Here is a 16,844-nt window from a genome sequence, read left to right as displayed (position 1 = left end):
CGCGTTATCCCGCGCTCGGCGCCGGATAGACGATCGTGTAGCCGCCATCCGCCCCGACCTCGAAGGCGGTGAACGGGCTGCCGATCCGCTTGCCGCGTCCGTTCCACGCGAAGGTTCCGGTCAGGCCCTGGAAATTTTTCAGGTGGTGCAGATAGTTTTCGAGTTTCGCCGGTTTCACGCTATGGATTGCCTCGATCGCCTGCATCACCGCGCGCATCCCGTCCGCATTGGTCAGGGTGAACACCGAAGGCGGCAAGGCGTGATATTTCGCCTGATAGGCAGCGACGAATTGCTTAGCCACCGGATAGGGCAGATCCTGCGGCGCGGGAACATTGATGATGACAGCACCTTTCGCCGCCGCACCGGCGATCTTGCCGAAAGCGACGTTCTGGTTCGCATCGCCACCGACGAAAGCCGCCTTGATGCCGAGTTGCACCATCTGCGCGCGGATCAGCCCGCCATCGGAATAGTAGCCGGAGAAATAAATCGCATCCGGGTGCAGCGATTTCAGCTTGGTCAGGACCGGGGTAAAATTCTGCGAGCCGGCATTGATGAAGGCTTTGTCGATGATTTTGCCGTGATCTGCCTTCACGTCCTTCACCACCGAATCGGCGAGGCCGGTCGCGAAGCTCGAATGATCGGTCAGCACGGCAATGCGCTTGAAGTGCCGCACATCGACCATGTAATGCGCGGTGAACTTGGCCTCGGCGCTGTTGGGCGCGGCATTGCCGAACCAGGTTTTGTAGCCTCGCGCGATCAGCTTGTTGGAGGTGCCGTCAGAGGTCTGGATGATGTTCGCCCGCGCGTAGATCGGCTGTGCGGCGAGTGCCGCACCGCTGGTGTAGGAGCCGACCACGGCGACCACGTGAGCGTCCGCCAGTTGCCTCGCGCAGATCGCGGCCTGCGCTGCCTTACCCTCGTCGTCGCAGACCTTTATTTCGATTTTCCGGCCAAGCAGTCCGCCCTTCGCGTTCTGCTGTTCGGCGAGCAATTTCACCGCCTTTTCGATACCCTGGCCTTCATCGGCATAGGTGCCGGTGATCGGCGCCTGCACGCCGATGCGGATCGGCGGGGCCGCCTGCGCGATGCAACCTGATGCCAGTATGGCGATGGCCGATGCGCCACCGATCATGAATTTTTTGATCATCGTCGTTCTCCCTTGTTGTCCTGTTTACTAACCAATCGTCATTAAGCTCGCATTGCCGCCCGCCGCCGCCGTATTAATGCTGAGCGACTGCTCGGTGAGCAGGAACTCCAGCGGATAGTCCCAATCCGACAGCCCATCCGACGGTACGGCGTGAACCGCGATCACCGGCCCCGGCCGCGCCGCAAAAGCTGCCTGGAACGCGCGCAGCGCGGCGCCGTCGCCTTCGAACAAGGCGACATCGGCCTCCACGTCAAGCGGATTTTTGACCGGTGCAATCAATTTCCTGACCAGATCGGGCAAATTGGCAAGATTCTCGAAGGGTTCGGCACACCAGACGAGTGCGCGATTGCCGGTCGCGATCGCGGCTGCAATCTGGCGCAGCAATCCCGCTTGCGTCGCTGCCCGGCACAGAACCCGCCCGCGCGGCTTCAAACGATACCAATTATGCTCGCCAACCGGCCCCGGCAGATCGACCGATACGTTGAGCGGGGTGGTTGCCGCATAGCGCTTGGCATGTGCCGAATCGAATCCGTACCGATCGAGCCAGGTGACAAACTCATCCATCGCGGCGCGCGGGGTAGCCCCGGCTGGCAGCCCGCTGCTCCGGGGGCGCGCGGCGAGCAGGCGGCGCAGATAGAGCGGCCCGCCGGCCTTCGGCCCGGTGCCCGACAGGCTATGGCCACCGAACGGCTGAACGCCGACCACGGCACCGATGATATTGCGATTGACGTAGATATTTCCTGCCTCGATGCGATCGGTCACCTGCGCGATGGTCTCGTCGATCCGGCTATGGATGCCGAAGGTGAGTGCGTAGCCGCGCGCGTTGACCGCCTCGATCATCCGGTCCCGCTCGGCGCGGCGGTAGCGCACCACGTGAAGCACCGGACCGAACACTTCGCGTTCCAGTTGAGCGGGATCGTCGATTTCGATCAGCGTCGGGGCAACGAAGTATCCGTCCGCGCAGGCGGCCGGCAGAGCCGGTGCGAAAATCGGGCAACCGCGTTCGGTCATGCGCGCAATATGGGCCGTGATGGTCGCGCGCGCGGCCTCGGAAATCACCGGACCGATATCGGTTTCCAGCCGGTCGGGATTGCCGATCGAGAATTCCGCCATCGCACCTTTGAGCATCGCCAGCAGCGGATCGGCGATGTCGTCCTGCACCAGCAGAATGCGCAGCGCCGAACAGCGTTGTCCGGCGGAGTCGAAGGCGGAGGCGACGATGTCGCCTACCGCCTGTTCGAGCAAGGCGGAGGAATCGACAAGCATCGCGTTCTGCCCGCCGGTTTCGGCGATCAGCGGCACCGGCATCCCGCGCGGGTCGAGCCGCTCGGCAAGGCTTGTCTGGATCAGTCGCGCCACCTCGGTCGAGCCGGTGAAGATCACGCCGCGCACGCGCGGATCGTTCACCAACGCCGCGCCCACATCGCCGTCGCCGGGCAGAAGCTGGATCGCACCGCGCGGCACGCCGGCCTCGCGCAGCAGACGCACCGCTTCGGCGGCGATCAGCGGGGTTTCCTCCGCCGGTTTGGCGAGCACGACATTGCCGGCGGCCAATGCCGCCGCGACCTGACCCATGAAAATGGCGAGCGGGAAGTTCCACGGACTGATCGCTGCGACCATGCCGAGCGGGCGGTGCGTATCGTTATTGAAACCGGTACGCAGGGTTGCAGCGTCGTAGCGCAGGAAATCGACCGCTTCGCGGACCTCGCCGATCGCGGCCGGAAGCGTCTTGCCGGCTTCACGCACGATCAGGCCGATGAGCTTCGGCATCCGCGCTTCGAGCAGGTCGGCGGCGCGCTCCAGCACGGCGGCGCGATCTTCCGGCTGTGCTGCCTGCCAGATCGGTGCGGCCTCGCTCGCCGCCGCCAGCGCCGCCTCGATCGCCACGGCACTCGCCTCGATCACGGTGCCGACACCATCCTGCCGCATCGCCGGATTCTGGATGATCCGCCCAGCACCATCAGTTTCGCCGGATGCGATATCGGGGGCGGCGCGTCGCTCCTGCTCGATCCCCGCGAGCAGGGCCGAAGCGAGCGAGGCGAGGCGCTGCTCGTTGGAGAGATCGAGCCCAGCCGAATTGCGCCGCGCATCGCCGAAGATCGCCGCCGGTTCCGCGATTTTCGGATGCGGCGCACCGATCGGTGCGTTCTTGCGGGCTTCATCGACCGGATCGGCGAGCAGTTCGTCGACCGATACGCGATGATCGGCGAGTTTGTTGACGAACGACGTGTTGGCTCCGTTTTCCAGAAGGCGCCGGACCAGATAGGCGAGCAGCGTCTCATGGGTGCCAACCGGCGCATAGATCCGGCACGGCCGGTTGAGGTGCTGCGCCCCGACAACCTCCTCATATAGCGGTTCGCCCATGCCGTGCAGGCACTGGAACTCATATTGCCCGACATAGAAATTCGCCCCCGCCATGGCGTGAATCGCGGCGAGCGTAAGGGCGTTGTGCGTGGCGAATTGCGGAAAAATCTCGGCGGGTGCCACGAGCATCTTGCGCGCGCAGGCAAGGTAGGAAATGTCGGTGTGCACCTTCCGGGTGAACACCGGAAACCCTTCGAGCCCGTCGAGCTGGGCGCGCTTGATTTCGGAATCCCAATAGGCGCCCTTGACCAGCCGCACCATCAGCCGGTGCCGGCTGCGCCGTGCGAGATCGATCAAAAAGTCGATCACGAAGGACGCACGCTTCTGATAGGCCTGGACGACGAAGCCGATCCCGTTCCAGCCAGCGAGCGCCGGCTCGAAGCACAAGCCTTCCAGCAAATCGAGCGAAAGCTCCAGCCGGTCGGCTTCCTCGGCGTCGATATTGATGCCGATATCGTAGCCGCGCGCGAGCAGGGCCAGCGCGGTGAGGCGCGGCGCGAGTTCCGTCATCACTCGCGACCGCTGAGCGCGTGCATAGCGCGGATGCAGGGCCGAGAGTTTGATGGAAATTCCTGGGCCTTCGTAAATTCCTTTGCCGCGTCCGGCGGTGCCGATCGCGTGGATCGCCTGTTCGTAGTCGCGATAGTAGCGTGCCGCGTCCGCTTCGGTGATCGCGGCTTCGCCCAGCATGTCGTAGGAATAGCGGAATCCGCGCGTTTCCAGTTTACGGGCATTGGCGAGCGCTTCCGCGATGGTCTGGCCCATGACGAACTGCTCGCCCATCAGCCGCATCGCGATGTGCACGCCGCGCCGCACCAGCGGTTCGCCGCCGCGCGCGATCAATTTCGTCAGCGCCGAGGACAGGCCTTTTTCGCTTGCCGTCGCGGTCAGCTTGCCGGTGAGCAACAACCCCCAGGTCGCCGCGTTGACGAACAGCGAGGGGCTTTCGCCGACATGGCGCTGCCAGTCGCCCTGGCCGATCTTGTCGCGGATCAGGCTGTCGCGGGTGGCCGCGTCGGGGATGCGCAGCAGCGCCTCGGCGAGGCACATCAGCGCAACGCCTTCCTGGCTCGACAGGGCATATTCCTGAAGCAGGGTTTCCACCAGCCCGCCGCTGCGCCGCGCCCGCAGCTTCGCGATGAGGTCAGTCGCGGTCTTGCGTGCCTGTCGCGACAGCGCCTCGGGTAGCGCCGCGTTCTCGATCAGCGCCGGGATGCATTCGGTCTCCGGCCTGCGATAGGCGCTGGTGATCGCCGCGCGCAGCACCGTCTGCGGCTGGACATCCTGGGCGAAATCGAGAAACGGAACGCTCGGGGCGGCTTCCTCGGCCGGCGGCAAATCCATCTCGGCATCGGGAGCAGCGCCGTCGATCGTCTCGCCACGTTCCAGGCGCTCCAGCCCGGACAGAATCACCTGCTTGACCAGCCAATGCGTGGTGCGACCTTGGCGTTCGGCGGCGACGCGCAGGCGCGCGCGCACCTGGTCATCGAGCTTCACCCCCATGGTCGAAACCGTCATTTTGCTCTGTCCCTACAAAGGTTATACCGTCGCGGACGGTCGGTTACACTGAACGGAAATAAGGTGCAACCAAAATCGATATTGCGGTGCACTCATGACCTTTCGCGCGATTTCGCGTAAGAACCGTGCCGTCATGACGTTCGGGCGCAGCCAGTTTCGCATCGCGGTGAATTTCCTGCTTGACGGCGTGCTCGCCGCGCTCGCCGTGATCGCGGCGTGCTGGCTGGCCGTCCCCGCCCATCCGGCGCCCGCACCCGCTTTGTTGCCGCTGGCGGGCACCGGCGCGATCTGGCTGATCGGCGTGCCGTTCGGCCTCGCGCGCCAGCATTGGCGCTTCACCAGCCTGCCCGACCTGACCGCGATCGGCGCCATCGCGGCGCTCGCGGCGCTGCTGATCGTGCTGCTTCTGGTCGGGGTCGGGGCGGCGCTGCCGTCGGCGAGTTTTCCGGTGCTGCTGGCCCTCACCTTCGGGCTTGGGCTGACCGCGCCGCGCCTGTTGTACCGGATCGCGCGGGCACCGCGCGAGACGCCCGCCGACGATGCCGAAACCGCGCTTCTACTCGGCGATGGCGAAGGCGCGGAATTGTTCCTGGCAGCGTTGGGGCGGGATTCGAAGCGGCGCTACCGCGTGCTTGGACTGCTTTCGGTATCGGCGCGGGAGATCGGACGGCGTATTCATAACGTGTCGATCCTGGGCACGGTGGGCGAACTCGGCGCCGCGCTCGACCGACTTGCGGAGTCGGAGCAGACTCCGTCGGTGCTGATCGTCGCCAGCGGCGAAATCATCGGTTCGGGGCTGCGCGCCATCCTTGCGGAAGCCGAGACGCGCGGTATCCGTGTCGCCCGCGCGCCGAGCCCGACCGTGCTGGCACCGACATCGCTCGCCGCGACGGAGGGCATCGCCGATCTGGCGCTGCGGCCGATCGCCATCGAGGATCTGCTGAACCGGCCGCAAGTGGCGCTGGACCGCGAGGGCATGGCACGGCTGATCCAGGGACGGCGGGTTCTGGTCACCGGCGCGGGCGGTTCGATCGGATCGGAACTTGCCCGGCAAGTCGCCGGTTTCGGGCCGGAGAGCATCATTCTTCTTGATTCCAGCGAATACGCGCTGTGGAAAATCGACCTGGAACTGTCGGAAACCGTGCCGTCTTTGCCCCGCGAGGCGATCATCGCGGATGTCCGCGACCGGACGCGGATCGAGGCGATCTGTGCGCGGCTGCGGCCCGAACTGGTATTCCACGCCGCGGCGCTGAAACACGTGCCGATCGTCGAGGCGAACCCGCTGGAAGGGATGGCGACCAACGCGATCGGCACCCGCAACGTGGCCGACGCCGCGCGCGTCTCCGGCACCGCGCTGATGGTGCTGATTTCGACCGATAAGGCGGTCAACCCGTCCTCGGTCATGGGCGCGTCCAAGCGGCTCGCCGAAATCTATGCGCAAGGATGGGACATCGCGGCGCGGCGCGACGGGGGGATGCGCATCGTGACGGTGCGGTTCGGCAATGTGCTCGGCTCGACCGGCTCGGTGGTGCCGCTGTTCCGCCGCCAGCTCGCGCGCGGCGGGCCGCTGACCGTGACCCATCCCGACATGCGGCGCTATTTCATGACCGTGCGCGAGGCGGTATCCCTGGTGCTGCAGGCATCGGTGGTCGGCGATTCCGATGCCGACCTGCCGGTCACGCAAGGCGGGATTTTCGTGCTCGACATGGGCGAGCCGGTGAAAATCGTGGATCTGGCGCGACAGATGATCCGCCTCGCCGGGCTGCGGCCCGATGCCGATATTCCGATCCGCTTCACCGGATTGAGACCGGGTGAAAAACTGTTCGAGGAGTTGTTCCATGGCGCGGAACGGCCGATCGAGACCGGGTTTCCCGGCCTGCTGATGGCCGCTCCGCGCGTTGCGGACTCGGCGTTCATCGGCCGCGCGCTCGATGAAATCCAGGGCTATGTCGATCGAGGCGAAGTGCCGGCGGCGCTGGCCGCTCTCGCGCGCCTGGTGCCGGAATTCCGCAATCCAACCCCTCTCGCCGCATCGGGGCCGACAGGCTAGGTCGCATCCATGGATGTCTCAGCAAACCCGATTCCTTTTCTCGACCTGAAGGCGCAGCAGGCGCGGCTGGGGCCGTCGCTGCGCGCCCGGATCGATGCGGTTCTGGCGCATGGCCAGTTCATTCTCGGCCCCGAGGTGGCGGAGCTGGAAGCCCGGCTCGCCGCGTTCTGCCGCGCCGCCCATTGCGTGACCGTGAGTTCGGGGACCGATGCGTTGCAGATCGCGCTGATGGCCGAGGGGGTCGGGCCGGGCGATGCGGTATTTCTGCCGGGTTTCACCTATACCGCGACCGCCGAGGTGCCGCTGCTGCTGGGGGCGACGCCGGTGTTCGTCGATATCAACCCGGCGACATTCCAGATCGATCCGGCGCATCTGGAGGCGCGGATCGCCGAGACCGCACGCGGCGGAAAACTGCGGCCGCGCGCGGTGATCGGCGTCGATCTGTTCGGCCAGCCCGCGCCGTGGCCCGAATTGCGCGCGATCGCCGAGCGTCATGGGTTGTTCACACTGGACGATTGCGCGCAGGCGTTCGGCGCGTCGCTGCATGGCACGCGGCTCGGGCATGAAGCGCATGCGACGGCGACCAGCTTCTTCCCATCGAAACCGCTCGGCGCCTATGGCGATGGCGGCGCATTGTTCACCGAGGATGCGGAGCGTGCCGCGCTATATCGGTCCCTGCGCACCCATGGCGAAGGCGCGAGCCGCTATGATGTTCAACGCATCGGCATGAACGGACGGCTGGATACGTTGCAGGCGGCGGTTCTGCTCGCCAAGCTCGATGTGTTCGAAGCCGAACTGGCGCGGCGCGAGGCGATCGCCCGCGCCTATGATGCCGGCCTTGGCGATTATGCGACAATCCCGGCGCGGGTGGCTGACAGCGCCGGTGCCTGGGCGATCTACGCCGTGCTGTTCGAGAACGCAGCCGAGCGCGACGCAACGCAGGCTCGGCTGCGTGCCGAGGGCGTGCCCACCGCGATCTATTACCCGAAACCGTTGCACCATCAGCCGGCCTATGCGGCCGCGCATGACGGCGCGGTGCTGCCAGTAGCGGAGGATGTGGCGACGCGCATTCTCGCCCTGCCGATCCATCCCGATCTCGACAACGATCAGGTGGCACGGGTGATCGCCGCGTTCGGGCCCGTCTGACCATGCCGCGCGGCGACCTGTTCCCGGAAATCGGCCCATACGAGAGCGGCTATCTGCCGGTCGGCGACGGGCATGTGATCTATTGGGAGCAGGTCGGCAACCCGCGCGGCAAGCCAGTGCTGTTCCTGCATGGCGGGCCGGGCGCCGGGGCAGGCGCGGTGCATCGGCGGTTCTTCGATCCCGCGATCTGGCGCGTGGTGATTTTCGATCAGCGCGGCGCCGGGCGGTCCACCCCGCTCGGCGGGCTGGCGGCGAATACCACAGCGCATCTGGTGCACGACATCGAGACGCTACGCGGATTTCTCGGCATCGAGCGGTTCATCCTGTTCGGCGGCTCCTGGGGGTCCACGCTTGCGCTGGCCTATGGTCAGACATATCCCGAGCGGGTGGCCGGGATGGTGTTGCGCGGCATTTTTCTCGGCCGTCCCGGCGAAGTGGACTGGTTCCTGCACGGACTCGCCCAGTTTTTCCCCGACGCTCATGCCGCTTTGGTCAATTTCCTGCCCGAAGCCGAGCGCCGCGATCTTCTGGCAAACTATCTGAAGCGGCTCTGCGACCCGAACCCGGACATCCACGTCCCGGCAGCGCGCGCATGGTCGGTCTATGAAGGCTCGTGCTCGACTTTGCTGCCGAGCTTCGAGACCGTGGCGGCTTTCGCTCAGGACCGCACCGCGATCGGGCTGGCGCGGATCGAGGCGCATTATTTCGTGCATGGCCTGTTTCTGCCAGAAGGCGGGCTGCTCGCACATATGGAGCCGCTGAAGCGGGTGCCGGCCGAGATCGTCCAGGGCCGCTACGACATGATCTGCCCGCCGCGAACCGCCTTCGATCTCGCCGCCGCCTGGCCGGCCGCCAGGCTGACCATCGTGCCGGATGCCGGCCATTCGGCGCTGGAACCCGGCATCCGCGCCGCCCTGATTGCCGGATTGCAGCGCGCGCACATCTTGCTCTAGCCTGGAAGAAGCACTCGGGAGAACACGATGCAATGGCTCGACGCGATCACGCTCGAACGGCTCGATCGGAGCGGCAAAACAATCGTCAGGCATGACGGCGGCCAAATCCTGCTGATCGCAGCGGACGGCGCGATCTTCGCGGTCGATAACCGCTGTCCGCACGAGGGCTACCCGCTCGCCGAAGGCGCGCTCGACGGCTGCACGCTGACCTGCCATTGGCACCACTGGAAATTCGATCTCGCCTCGGGCCGGACGCTGGTCGGCGAGGACCGTTTGCGGCATTACCCGGTGCGCGTTCGGGACGGACAGGTCCAGATCGATTTGACGCCGCCCGATCGGAACGCGAGCCGGAGACGGATTCTGGACGATCTCGAAACCGCCCTGCGCACCCGCCGGCAGGGACGCATTCTCCGGGAAGCCGCCCGCTATCTCGCGGCCGGCGGAGACCATCTCGATCTGGTCCGCCATGCCGTCGCCTGGGCACACGAGCGTCTCGAAGACGGAACCACTCACGCCATCGCCGTCACCCCCGACTGGCTCGCCCTTGCCGCGCGGCCGGAAACGACGCCGGCGGAACGGCTCGTCGCCCTGGGTGAAATCCTCGGCCACATCGCGGACGACGCCTTCGGGCAGGGTTTGCACCCGTTTGCGGACGACGCGGACCCCAAAAGCCGATCCTGGAACCCGGCCGCGTTTCTCGACGCGATCGAGACGGAGAACGAAGCCGCCGCGATCCATCTGATCCGCGCCGCGCCCCGCGCCGGATTGGCCGCGGATGATCTGCGCCCGATCCTCGCGCGCGCCGCCCTGAACCACTACGCCGATTTCGGCCATTCCCTCATCTACACGATCAAGACGGTCGATCTGATCGACACCCTGGGGCCCGGCGGCGCGGCGCCCTTGCTGGCGCTGCTGGTTCGCAGCCTGATCCGCGCGACCCGCGAAGATCTGTTGCCGGAGTTCGCCACCTACCAGACCGTGCTGGACGCCTGGGGCCGCGCCCGGACCGACACGCCGGCGCTGGCTGGCGCGTCCCTGCGCGGCAAATCGGTTCGCCGGGTCCTGCCGATCGTCGCCGGCTGGGGCGCGCGCCACCCGCCGGAGCAAATTTTCGAGGCGCTGGTCGGCGAGGCGGCCTGGATGATGCTGCACGCGAATGCATCGTTGTTCGACCGCACCGACGTGGCGCCGGCGCAATCCGTCAACTGGCTCGACTTCACCCACGCGATCACCTTCGCCGAGGCGGGATGGCGGGTCGCCGGCGAAACGCCCGCGCTGTGGCCGTCGATATTGTTGCAGTTGGCCTGCTTCATCGGCCGCAACGCCGGATTTGTCGATGCGGCCGCCGATGCCTCGGCCCATGGTCAGGACGATGACCGCGCCAGCCTGGACCGGCAGTACCGGGCGGTGTTCGACCATGGCCGGGACCGCTTCATCATTTCGGCGCACGTCGTCAAAACCCTGTGCGCGGCCGACGTGATGGCCACGATCCTGCCCGCGCAAGCGCATACCCTGACCGCCGCCCTGAACCGGTTCGTCGCGGCACCGATGAAGGGACGCCATGCCTTGCGCGCCGCCCGCCAGGCGCTCGATCTGATCGGGCCTGGAGCGAATCGAATTGCCCTGATTTAGCCCCAATAGAGGCGGAAAAAATCACCGGGAACCGAAGGGAAGCAACCATGGCGCTGGGAGCACGAGCGCGCCGCGACTTCATTGGCCGGCGGTCGGCGCTTGGATTGATCGCGGGCGGCGCCACGATCGGCGTTGCGCGGGCAAATCCGGCCTTGCCCCTGATGCCGGCGGCGCTGACCATGGCGACCGGCGAGCCCGGCGGCGGTTTCGCGCTGTTCGGGCCGGCCTGGGGCATGGCGGCGCAGAAAGGCACGCGGATTGCCGTATCCTACCACGCATCCGGCGGCAGTGCCGCGAATATCCTTTTAGCCGAACAGAACGCGGCACAGCTCGGCATGACCACGCTCGCGGTCGCGGCCCAGGCCTGGAGCGGCCACGCGGCATGGACCGGAAATGTGCCGTTGCGCGGATTTCGCGCCCTGTTTCCCATCTTCGAGACGACATTGCAGATTTTTGCGCCGCTCGACGGCAAGGTCCGGCACCTTGGCGATCTCACCGGCGCGCGTATTGGCATCGGCCCTGCTGGCGGCGCCGGATCGGTTCTGATTCCCGCCATGCTCGCCGCCGCGGGGATTTCACCGCGCCTCGCGATCACCGGACTCTATGCCGAACAGACCGATCTGCTGCGCGAAAAGCGGCTCGATGCCTGCGCATTCTTCGGGGTGACGCCCCTGCCGGCGATCCGCGCGGCGGCGAAGCGAGGCGGCTTCACCATGATCGGGTTCACCAGAGCAGAGCAGGCCGCGATAGGCCGAATCGTACCGGGACTGGCGGCGGCGGTGATTCCGGCCACGAGCCTGCCCGACCAAAGCGCTCCGGTTGCGACGATCGGCTCCGGCGCGATCGCGATCTGCCGGGCCGATCTGCCGGATATGCTGGCCGGGCGGCTGACCGATGCGGCGCTTGCCCATCGTGCCGCGCTGATCCGCGACCTGCCGGGTGCCACGCTGTTCCATGGCTCATGGATCGAAGGCGATATCCCGGTCGAGATCCATCCGGGTGCCGCGGCCGCACTGCGGCGTCACGGGCTTGCGGCGCCGGCGCGTCTGATTCAAAGTTAAATCGGACCGCGATCGGATTAGGGTGTGTACCCAATGGCGGTGTGAGCTGCGCTGGGTACACACCCTAGGCCGGTCACGGCTTAAATTCGCGGCCGCGGAGCCGGTATCGCGGGGCGGCGGTTTCAGATCGACAAATCCGGTCTATGTGTTCGCCGAAACGCTCACGGATGGGTCGATGCGCAGATTGATCATGACGATGGTGGCGCGGAGCCGCCGCAACGCGATGGCGGTGATCGTCGCCTATCTCGTGGCGATCGGACTGGGGCTCGCCTATGCCGCCGCACATCTCGGCATCGACACCAATACCGATCATCTGTTCGCGAGTTCCCTGCCCTGGCGGCAGGAACAGATCAAGTTCGACAAAGCGTTTCCGCAATTCGGCAACCTGATCGTCGCGGTGGTGCGCGACCGCACCCCGGAAGGCGCCGCGGCGACCGCGAAAGTGCTGGCCGAACGCGTGGCGGCGGACAAGGTGCATTTCAAGGATGTCAAGCGCCCCGGCACCGGACGGTTCTACCGGCGGGACGGATTGCTGCTCCTGCCGCAGGCGCAACTGGCCGGCCTGCTCAACGCCATCGTTTCGGCGCAGCCGTTTCTTGGCCAGCTTTCGGCCGATCCATCGGCGGCCGGGCTGTTCAAGGCGCTGGATCTGATGGCGGTGGGGGTCGGCGCCGGACAGGCGAACCTGACCCCCTATACCGACCAGCTCAAGAGCTTCGAAGCGGCACTCGATGCCGCGGCCGCCGGCCATCCAAGGCCATTGTCGTGGCAGTCGCTGATCACGCCGGGCGTCACCAAGGAACAGGGCGATGTGCGCTTCGTGCTGATCCATCCGGTGCTCGACCATGGCAGCCTGGAGCCGGGCGGTGCCGCGACCGCGGCGCTGCGGCGAATCGCGGCATCGCTGCCCGAAGTGAAATCCGGCGACGCCTCGGTGAGCTATACCGGCCAGATCCCGCTTTCGGACGAGCAATTCGCGAGCCTCAAGCAGGGCATGGTGCTCGGGCTGGTGGTCAGCGTCGTACTGATCACCCTGTGGCTGCTGCTCGCGGTGCGGTCCTGGCGGATGATCCTGCCGATCCTGGCGACTTTGCTCGCCGGCCTTGCACTGACCATCAGTTTCGCGGGCATCGCGATCGGCACGCTCAATCTGATTTCGGTCGCGTTCGCGATATTGTTCGTGGGGCTCGCGGTAGATTTCGCGATTCAGTTCTGCGTGCGCATGCGCGACGTACGGCGCCGGATCGACGATCCCGCACTCGCCCTGATCGGCGCGGCGGCGGAGGCCGGCATGCAGATCGCGCTGGCCTCGATCGCGACCGCCTGCGGCTTTCTCGCCTTCGTGCCGACCAGTTTCGTCGGCGTCGCCGAGTTGGGGCTGATCGCCGGTATCGGCATGATCATCGCGTTCTTCTGCACCGTCACGTTTCTGCCTGCGCTGCTCGCTCTGACCTGGCCGCGCGGCGAGCCCGAGCGCATCGGATTCCCGCTCGGCGATTGGGGCGACGCCGCGCTGAAACGGCACGGACGGCCAGTCCTTGCGCTGTTCGCCATTCTGGCGCTCGCCGGGATCGTCTCGGTCGGCACGCTGCGGTTCGACGCCAATCCGCTCGATACCCAGAACCCGAATACCGAGGCGATGCGCACATTGAAGACGCTGCTCGGCAAATCGGTGACCAATCCGTTCTATGTCGATGTACTGGCGAAGGATCTGCCGGCGGCACGAAACCTCGCGGCGCGGTTCGGCAAGCTGCCCGAAGTGTCGCAGGTGATCTCGGGAGCCACTTTCATTCCCGAGCATCAGGAGGCGAAGCTCGGAATGATCCAGCAGACACAGCAGATTCTCGCCCCGTCGCTGCTGGACGAACCGCCGCCGGCATTGACGCCCGCCCGGCTGCGCACCGCCGCTGCCAAGGCGGCGGCGGAAATCGCCAAGGTGACCGACAAACTGCCCAAGGAGTCGCCGCTGCTCGGAATCGGCCAGGCGCTGGGCAAGCTCCAATCCGCGCCGGATGCAGTGCTGATGGCGATGAACGCGGCGCTGACCAAATATCTGCCCGGTGAATTGGCACGGCTGAACGACGCACTGTCCGCCCAGCGGATCACCGCCGGCAATCTGCCGCAGGACGTCAAACGCGACTGGTTCCTGCCGGACGGCCAGGTGCGGCTACAGGTGATTCCGACGGCGGCGGCGCAAACCTCGCCGGGGTTGTGGAAATTCGTCGACGCTGTGCATCGGGTGGTGCCGGTGGTCACCGGGCCGGCGGCAACGACGGTGGCCACTGCGAAAACCATTCTCGGCGCGTTCCGCGAAGCGGCCTCGCTCGCCGCCGTCGCCATCGCGATCATCCTGATGATCGTGCTGCGTTCGGCGCGGGATTCGGCGCTGGTGGTGATCACCCTGGCGCTGTCCGCCTTCCTGACCGCCTTGTTCGCCCAGCTTGCCGGATTGTCGCTCAACTACGCCAATATCATCGCGCTGCCGCTGCTGCTCGGGGTCGGCGTGTCGTTCAACGTCTATTTCGTGATGAACTGGCGCGATGGGATGAAGCATCTGCTCGGCTCGGCCACCGCGCGGGCCGTGCTGTTTTCGGCGCTGACCACCGGGACCGCGTTCGGCTCGCTCGCGGCCTCGCATGACCGCGGCACCGCGAGCATGGGGGATGTGCTCTTGCTGAGCCTTGCCGCCGTGCTGATTGCGACCTTCGTATTTCTGCCCGCCCTGCTCTACTCCCTGTCTCGCCGCGAGTAGAGCATGATGATTTTAGGTATCATCATGCTCTACTCATGTTTGGCGAGCAATTTCATGGCTTTGATGGATCGCTGCGCGATTCCATCAAATGCCATATTGCTCTAGTGCTGGAAAAACGCAGCATTTCGCTTTCGGGTCATCGGACCAGCATCGCTCTGGAGCCCGCGTTCTGGGCGGCCCTTGCGGCGATCGCCGAGCGCCGCGACGTGACGTTGCCGGACCTGATCGCCTCGATCGATGCCGGGCGCGGCGCCGATCAGGCCTTGGCATCCGCGCTGCGCGTATTTGCCCTGATTCAGGCGGGGTAGCGGAGCAGAGAACGCCAGACTATAAGAAAATTGAAATATTCGACCGGAAACTCGAAAAATGCCACAATATCGTTCCCGTACTTCCACCCATGGCCGCAACATGGCCGGCGCCCGCGCATTGTGGCGCGCGACCGGCATGGGCGATGGAGATTTCGGCAAGCCGATCATCGCCATCGCCAATTCCTTCACCCAGTTCGTGCCCGGCCATGTGCATCTGAAGGATCTCGGGCAATTGGTCGCGCGCGAGATCGAGGCGGCGGGCGGGGTGGCCAAGGAGTTCAACACGATCGCGGTGGATGACGGCATCGCCATGGGCCACGGCGGCATGCTGTATTCGCTGCCCTCGCGCGAGTTGATCGCCGATTCCGTCGAATACATGGTCAACGCCCATTGCGCCGATGCGCTGGTCTGCATTTCCAACTGCGACAAGATCACGCCGGGGATGCTGATGGCGGCGCTGCGCCTGAACATTCCGGCGATTTTCGTCTCCGGCGGCCCGATGGAAGCGGGCAAATACGTCGCCGGCGGGAAGACCCAGGCGGTCGATCTGATCACCGCCATGGTCGCCGCCGCCGACCCGACCCAGACCGACGAACAGGCGGCGGTGATGGAACGCTCCGCCTGCCCCACCTGCGGATCGTGCTCGGGCATGTTCACCGCCAATTCGATGAACTGCCTGACCGAGGCTTTGGGTCTGGCGCTGCCCGGCAACGGCTCGCTGCTCGCCACCCATGCCGATCGGCGGAAACTTTTCGTCGAAGCCGGCTGGCAGATCGTCGATCTCGCGCGGCGCCATTACGAGCAGGACGACGCCTCGGTGCTGCCGCGCGCCATCGCCAGTTTCGCCGCCTTCGAAAACGCCATGTCGCTCGACATCGCGATGGGCGGTTCGACCAACACGGTGCTGCATCTGCTAGCCGCCGCACGCGAGGCGGAACTCGATTTCACCATGAAGGACATCGACCGTCTGTCGCGCCGGGTGCCGAATTTGTGCAAGGTTTCGCCTTCAGTAGCGGATGTCCATATGGAGGATGTGCATCGCGCGGGTGGGATCATGGGGATTCTCGGCGCACTCGATCGCGCCGGGCTGATCCACCGCGGCTGCGCGACGGTGCATGAAAAGACCCTGGGCGAAGCGATCGATCGATGGGACGTGGTCCAAGGCCGCGAGCAGGCGAAAACGCTTTACAGCGCGGCGCCAGGCGGCGTGCGTACGACCCAGGCGTTCAGCCAGGACCGGCGCTACGAGAGCCTCGATCTCGATCGGCAACATGGCGTCATTCGCGACGCCGAACACGCCTTCAGCAAGGATGGCGGACTTGCGGTTCTGTATGGCAATATCGCGCTTGACGGGGCGATCGTGAAGACCGCCGGCGTCGATGCCGCGAACCTGAATTTCAAGGGCCCGGCCCGGATTTTCGAAAGCCAGGACGATGCGGTGGCGGGGATTCTCGGCGATGCGGTCAAGCCCGGCGATGTGGTGGTGATCCGCTATGAAGGGCCGAAGGGCGGGCCGGGAATGCAGGAGATGCTGTATCCGACGAGCTATCTGAAATCGAAGGGCCTTGGCAAAGCCTGCGCGCTGATCACCGACGGACGGTTTTCCGGCGGCACGTCGGGGCTTTCGATCGGTCATATCTCGCCGGAAGCCGCCGAGGGCGGCGCGATCGGCCTGATCGAGGACGGCGACATCATCGCGATCGATATTCCCGCACGCAAAATCGATGTTTTGTTAGACGATGCAACCCTGACGGAACGGCGCGCGGCGATGGACGCGAAAGGCACGCAGGCGTGGCAGCCGGCCGCACGCGACCGCATGGTCTCGCCCGCCCTGCAAGCCTACGCGGCACTGACCACGAGTGCGGCAAACGGGGCGGTGCGCGACGTGAAGCAGGTGCAGCGGGCGCGTTAGA

Annotated in this window: 10 protein-coding genes; 8 read left to right on the top strand and 2 right to left on the bottom strand. The window is 65.9% G+C overall.

Features of this window, described 5'->3' with window-relative positions; all coding sequences use genetic code 11:
* Positions 1–4 precede the first annotated feature (4 nt).
* Positions 5–1,147 (bottom strand): branched-chain amino acid ABC transporter substrate-binding protein, encoded by a 1,143-nt coding sequence (locus AiwAL_RS00735; RefSeq protein ID WP_262311911.1) that lies wholly within the window; start codon positions 1,145–1,147, stop codon positions 5–7.
* 27 nt (positions 1,148–1,174) lie between these two features.
* Positions 1,175–5,029, bottom strand: a complete 3,855-nt coding sequence (gene putA, locus AiwAL_RS00730; RefSeq protein WP_262311910.1) for a trifunctional transcriptional regulator/proline dehydrogenase/L-glutamate gamma-semialdehyde dehydrogenase — start codon at positions 5,027–5,029, stop codon at positions 1,175–1,177.
* Positions 5,030–5,162: 133 nt separating this feature from the next.
* Here putA and AiwAL_RS00725 point away from each other — a divergent pair, with 133 nt between their 5' ends.
* The 8 genes from AiwAL_RS00725 (at position 5,163) to ilvD (ending at position 16,843) form a co-directional block, all read left to right on the top strand.
* Entirely contained in the window at positions 5,163–7,079 is a 1,917-nt protein-coding gene (locus AiwAL_RS00725; protein WP_407932528.1) for a polysaccharide biosynthesis protein, read from the top strand.
* Between the two features lie 9 nt (positions 7,080–7,088).
* Complete coding sequence (locus AiwAL_RS00720; RefSeq protein ID WP_235703692.1) at positions 7,089–8,225, top strand: DegT/DnrJ/EryC1/StrS aminotransferase family protein; 1,137 nt, start codon at positions 7,089–7,091, stop codon at positions 8,223–8,225.
* A 2-nt stretch (positions 8,226–8,227) separates the two neighbouring features.
* The gene (pip, locus tag AiwAL_RS00715; protein WP_262311909.1) at positions 8,228–9,178 is read left to right on the top strand and encodes a prolyl aminopeptidase; all 951 of its coding nucleotides are present in this window, start codon (positions 8,228–8,230) and stop codon (positions 9,176–9,178) included.
* Between the two features lie 27 nt (positions 9,179–9,205).
* Positions 9,206–10,810, top strand: a complete 1,605-nt coding sequence (locus AiwAL_RS00710; protein WP_262311908.1) for a Rieske (2Fe-2S) protein — start codon at positions 9,206–9,208, stop codon at positions 10,808–10,810.
* 47 nt (positions 10,811–10,857) lie between these two features.
* Positions 10,858–11,871, top strand: a complete 1,014-nt coding sequence (locus tag AiwAL_RS00705) for a TAXI family TRAP transporter solute-binding subunit (RefSeq protein WP_235703689.1) — start codon at positions 10,858–10,860, stop codon at positions 11,869–11,871.
* 175 nt (positions 11,872–12,046) lie between these two features.
* Positions 12,047–14,623 carry an MMPL family transporter gene (locus AiwAL_RS00700; RefSeq protein ID WP_262311907.1) on the top strand — a complete coding sequence of 859 codons (2,577 nt, stop codon included), beginning with the start codon at positions 12,047–12,049 and terminating at the stop codon, positions 14,621–14,623.
* Between the two features lie 35 nt (positions 14,624–14,658).
* Positions 14,659–14,931 (top strand): ribbon-helix-helix domain-containing protein, encoded by a 273-nt coding sequence (locus AiwAL_RS00695; RefSeq protein WP_262311906.1) that lies wholly within the window; start codon positions 14,659–14,661, stop codon positions 14,929–14,931.
* Positions 14,932–14,989: 58 nt separating this feature from the next.
* Entirely contained in the window at positions 14,990–16,843 is a 1,854-nt protein-coding gene (gene ilvD, locus AiwAL_RS00690) for a dihydroxy-acid dehydratase (protein ID WP_262311904.1), read from the top strand.
* The last annotated feature ends 1 nt before the right edge of the window (position 16,844 follow it).

This window comes from Acidiphilium sp. AL (assembly GCF_025499445.1).
GTDB classification, from domain to species: domain Bacteria; phylum Pseudomonadota; class Alphaproteobacteria; order Acetobacterales; family Acetobacteraceae; genus Acidiphilium; species Acidiphilium iwatense.
Note: the sequence above shows the minus strand (reverse complement) of the source record. Positions and strands in the feature narration are given on the sequence as shown.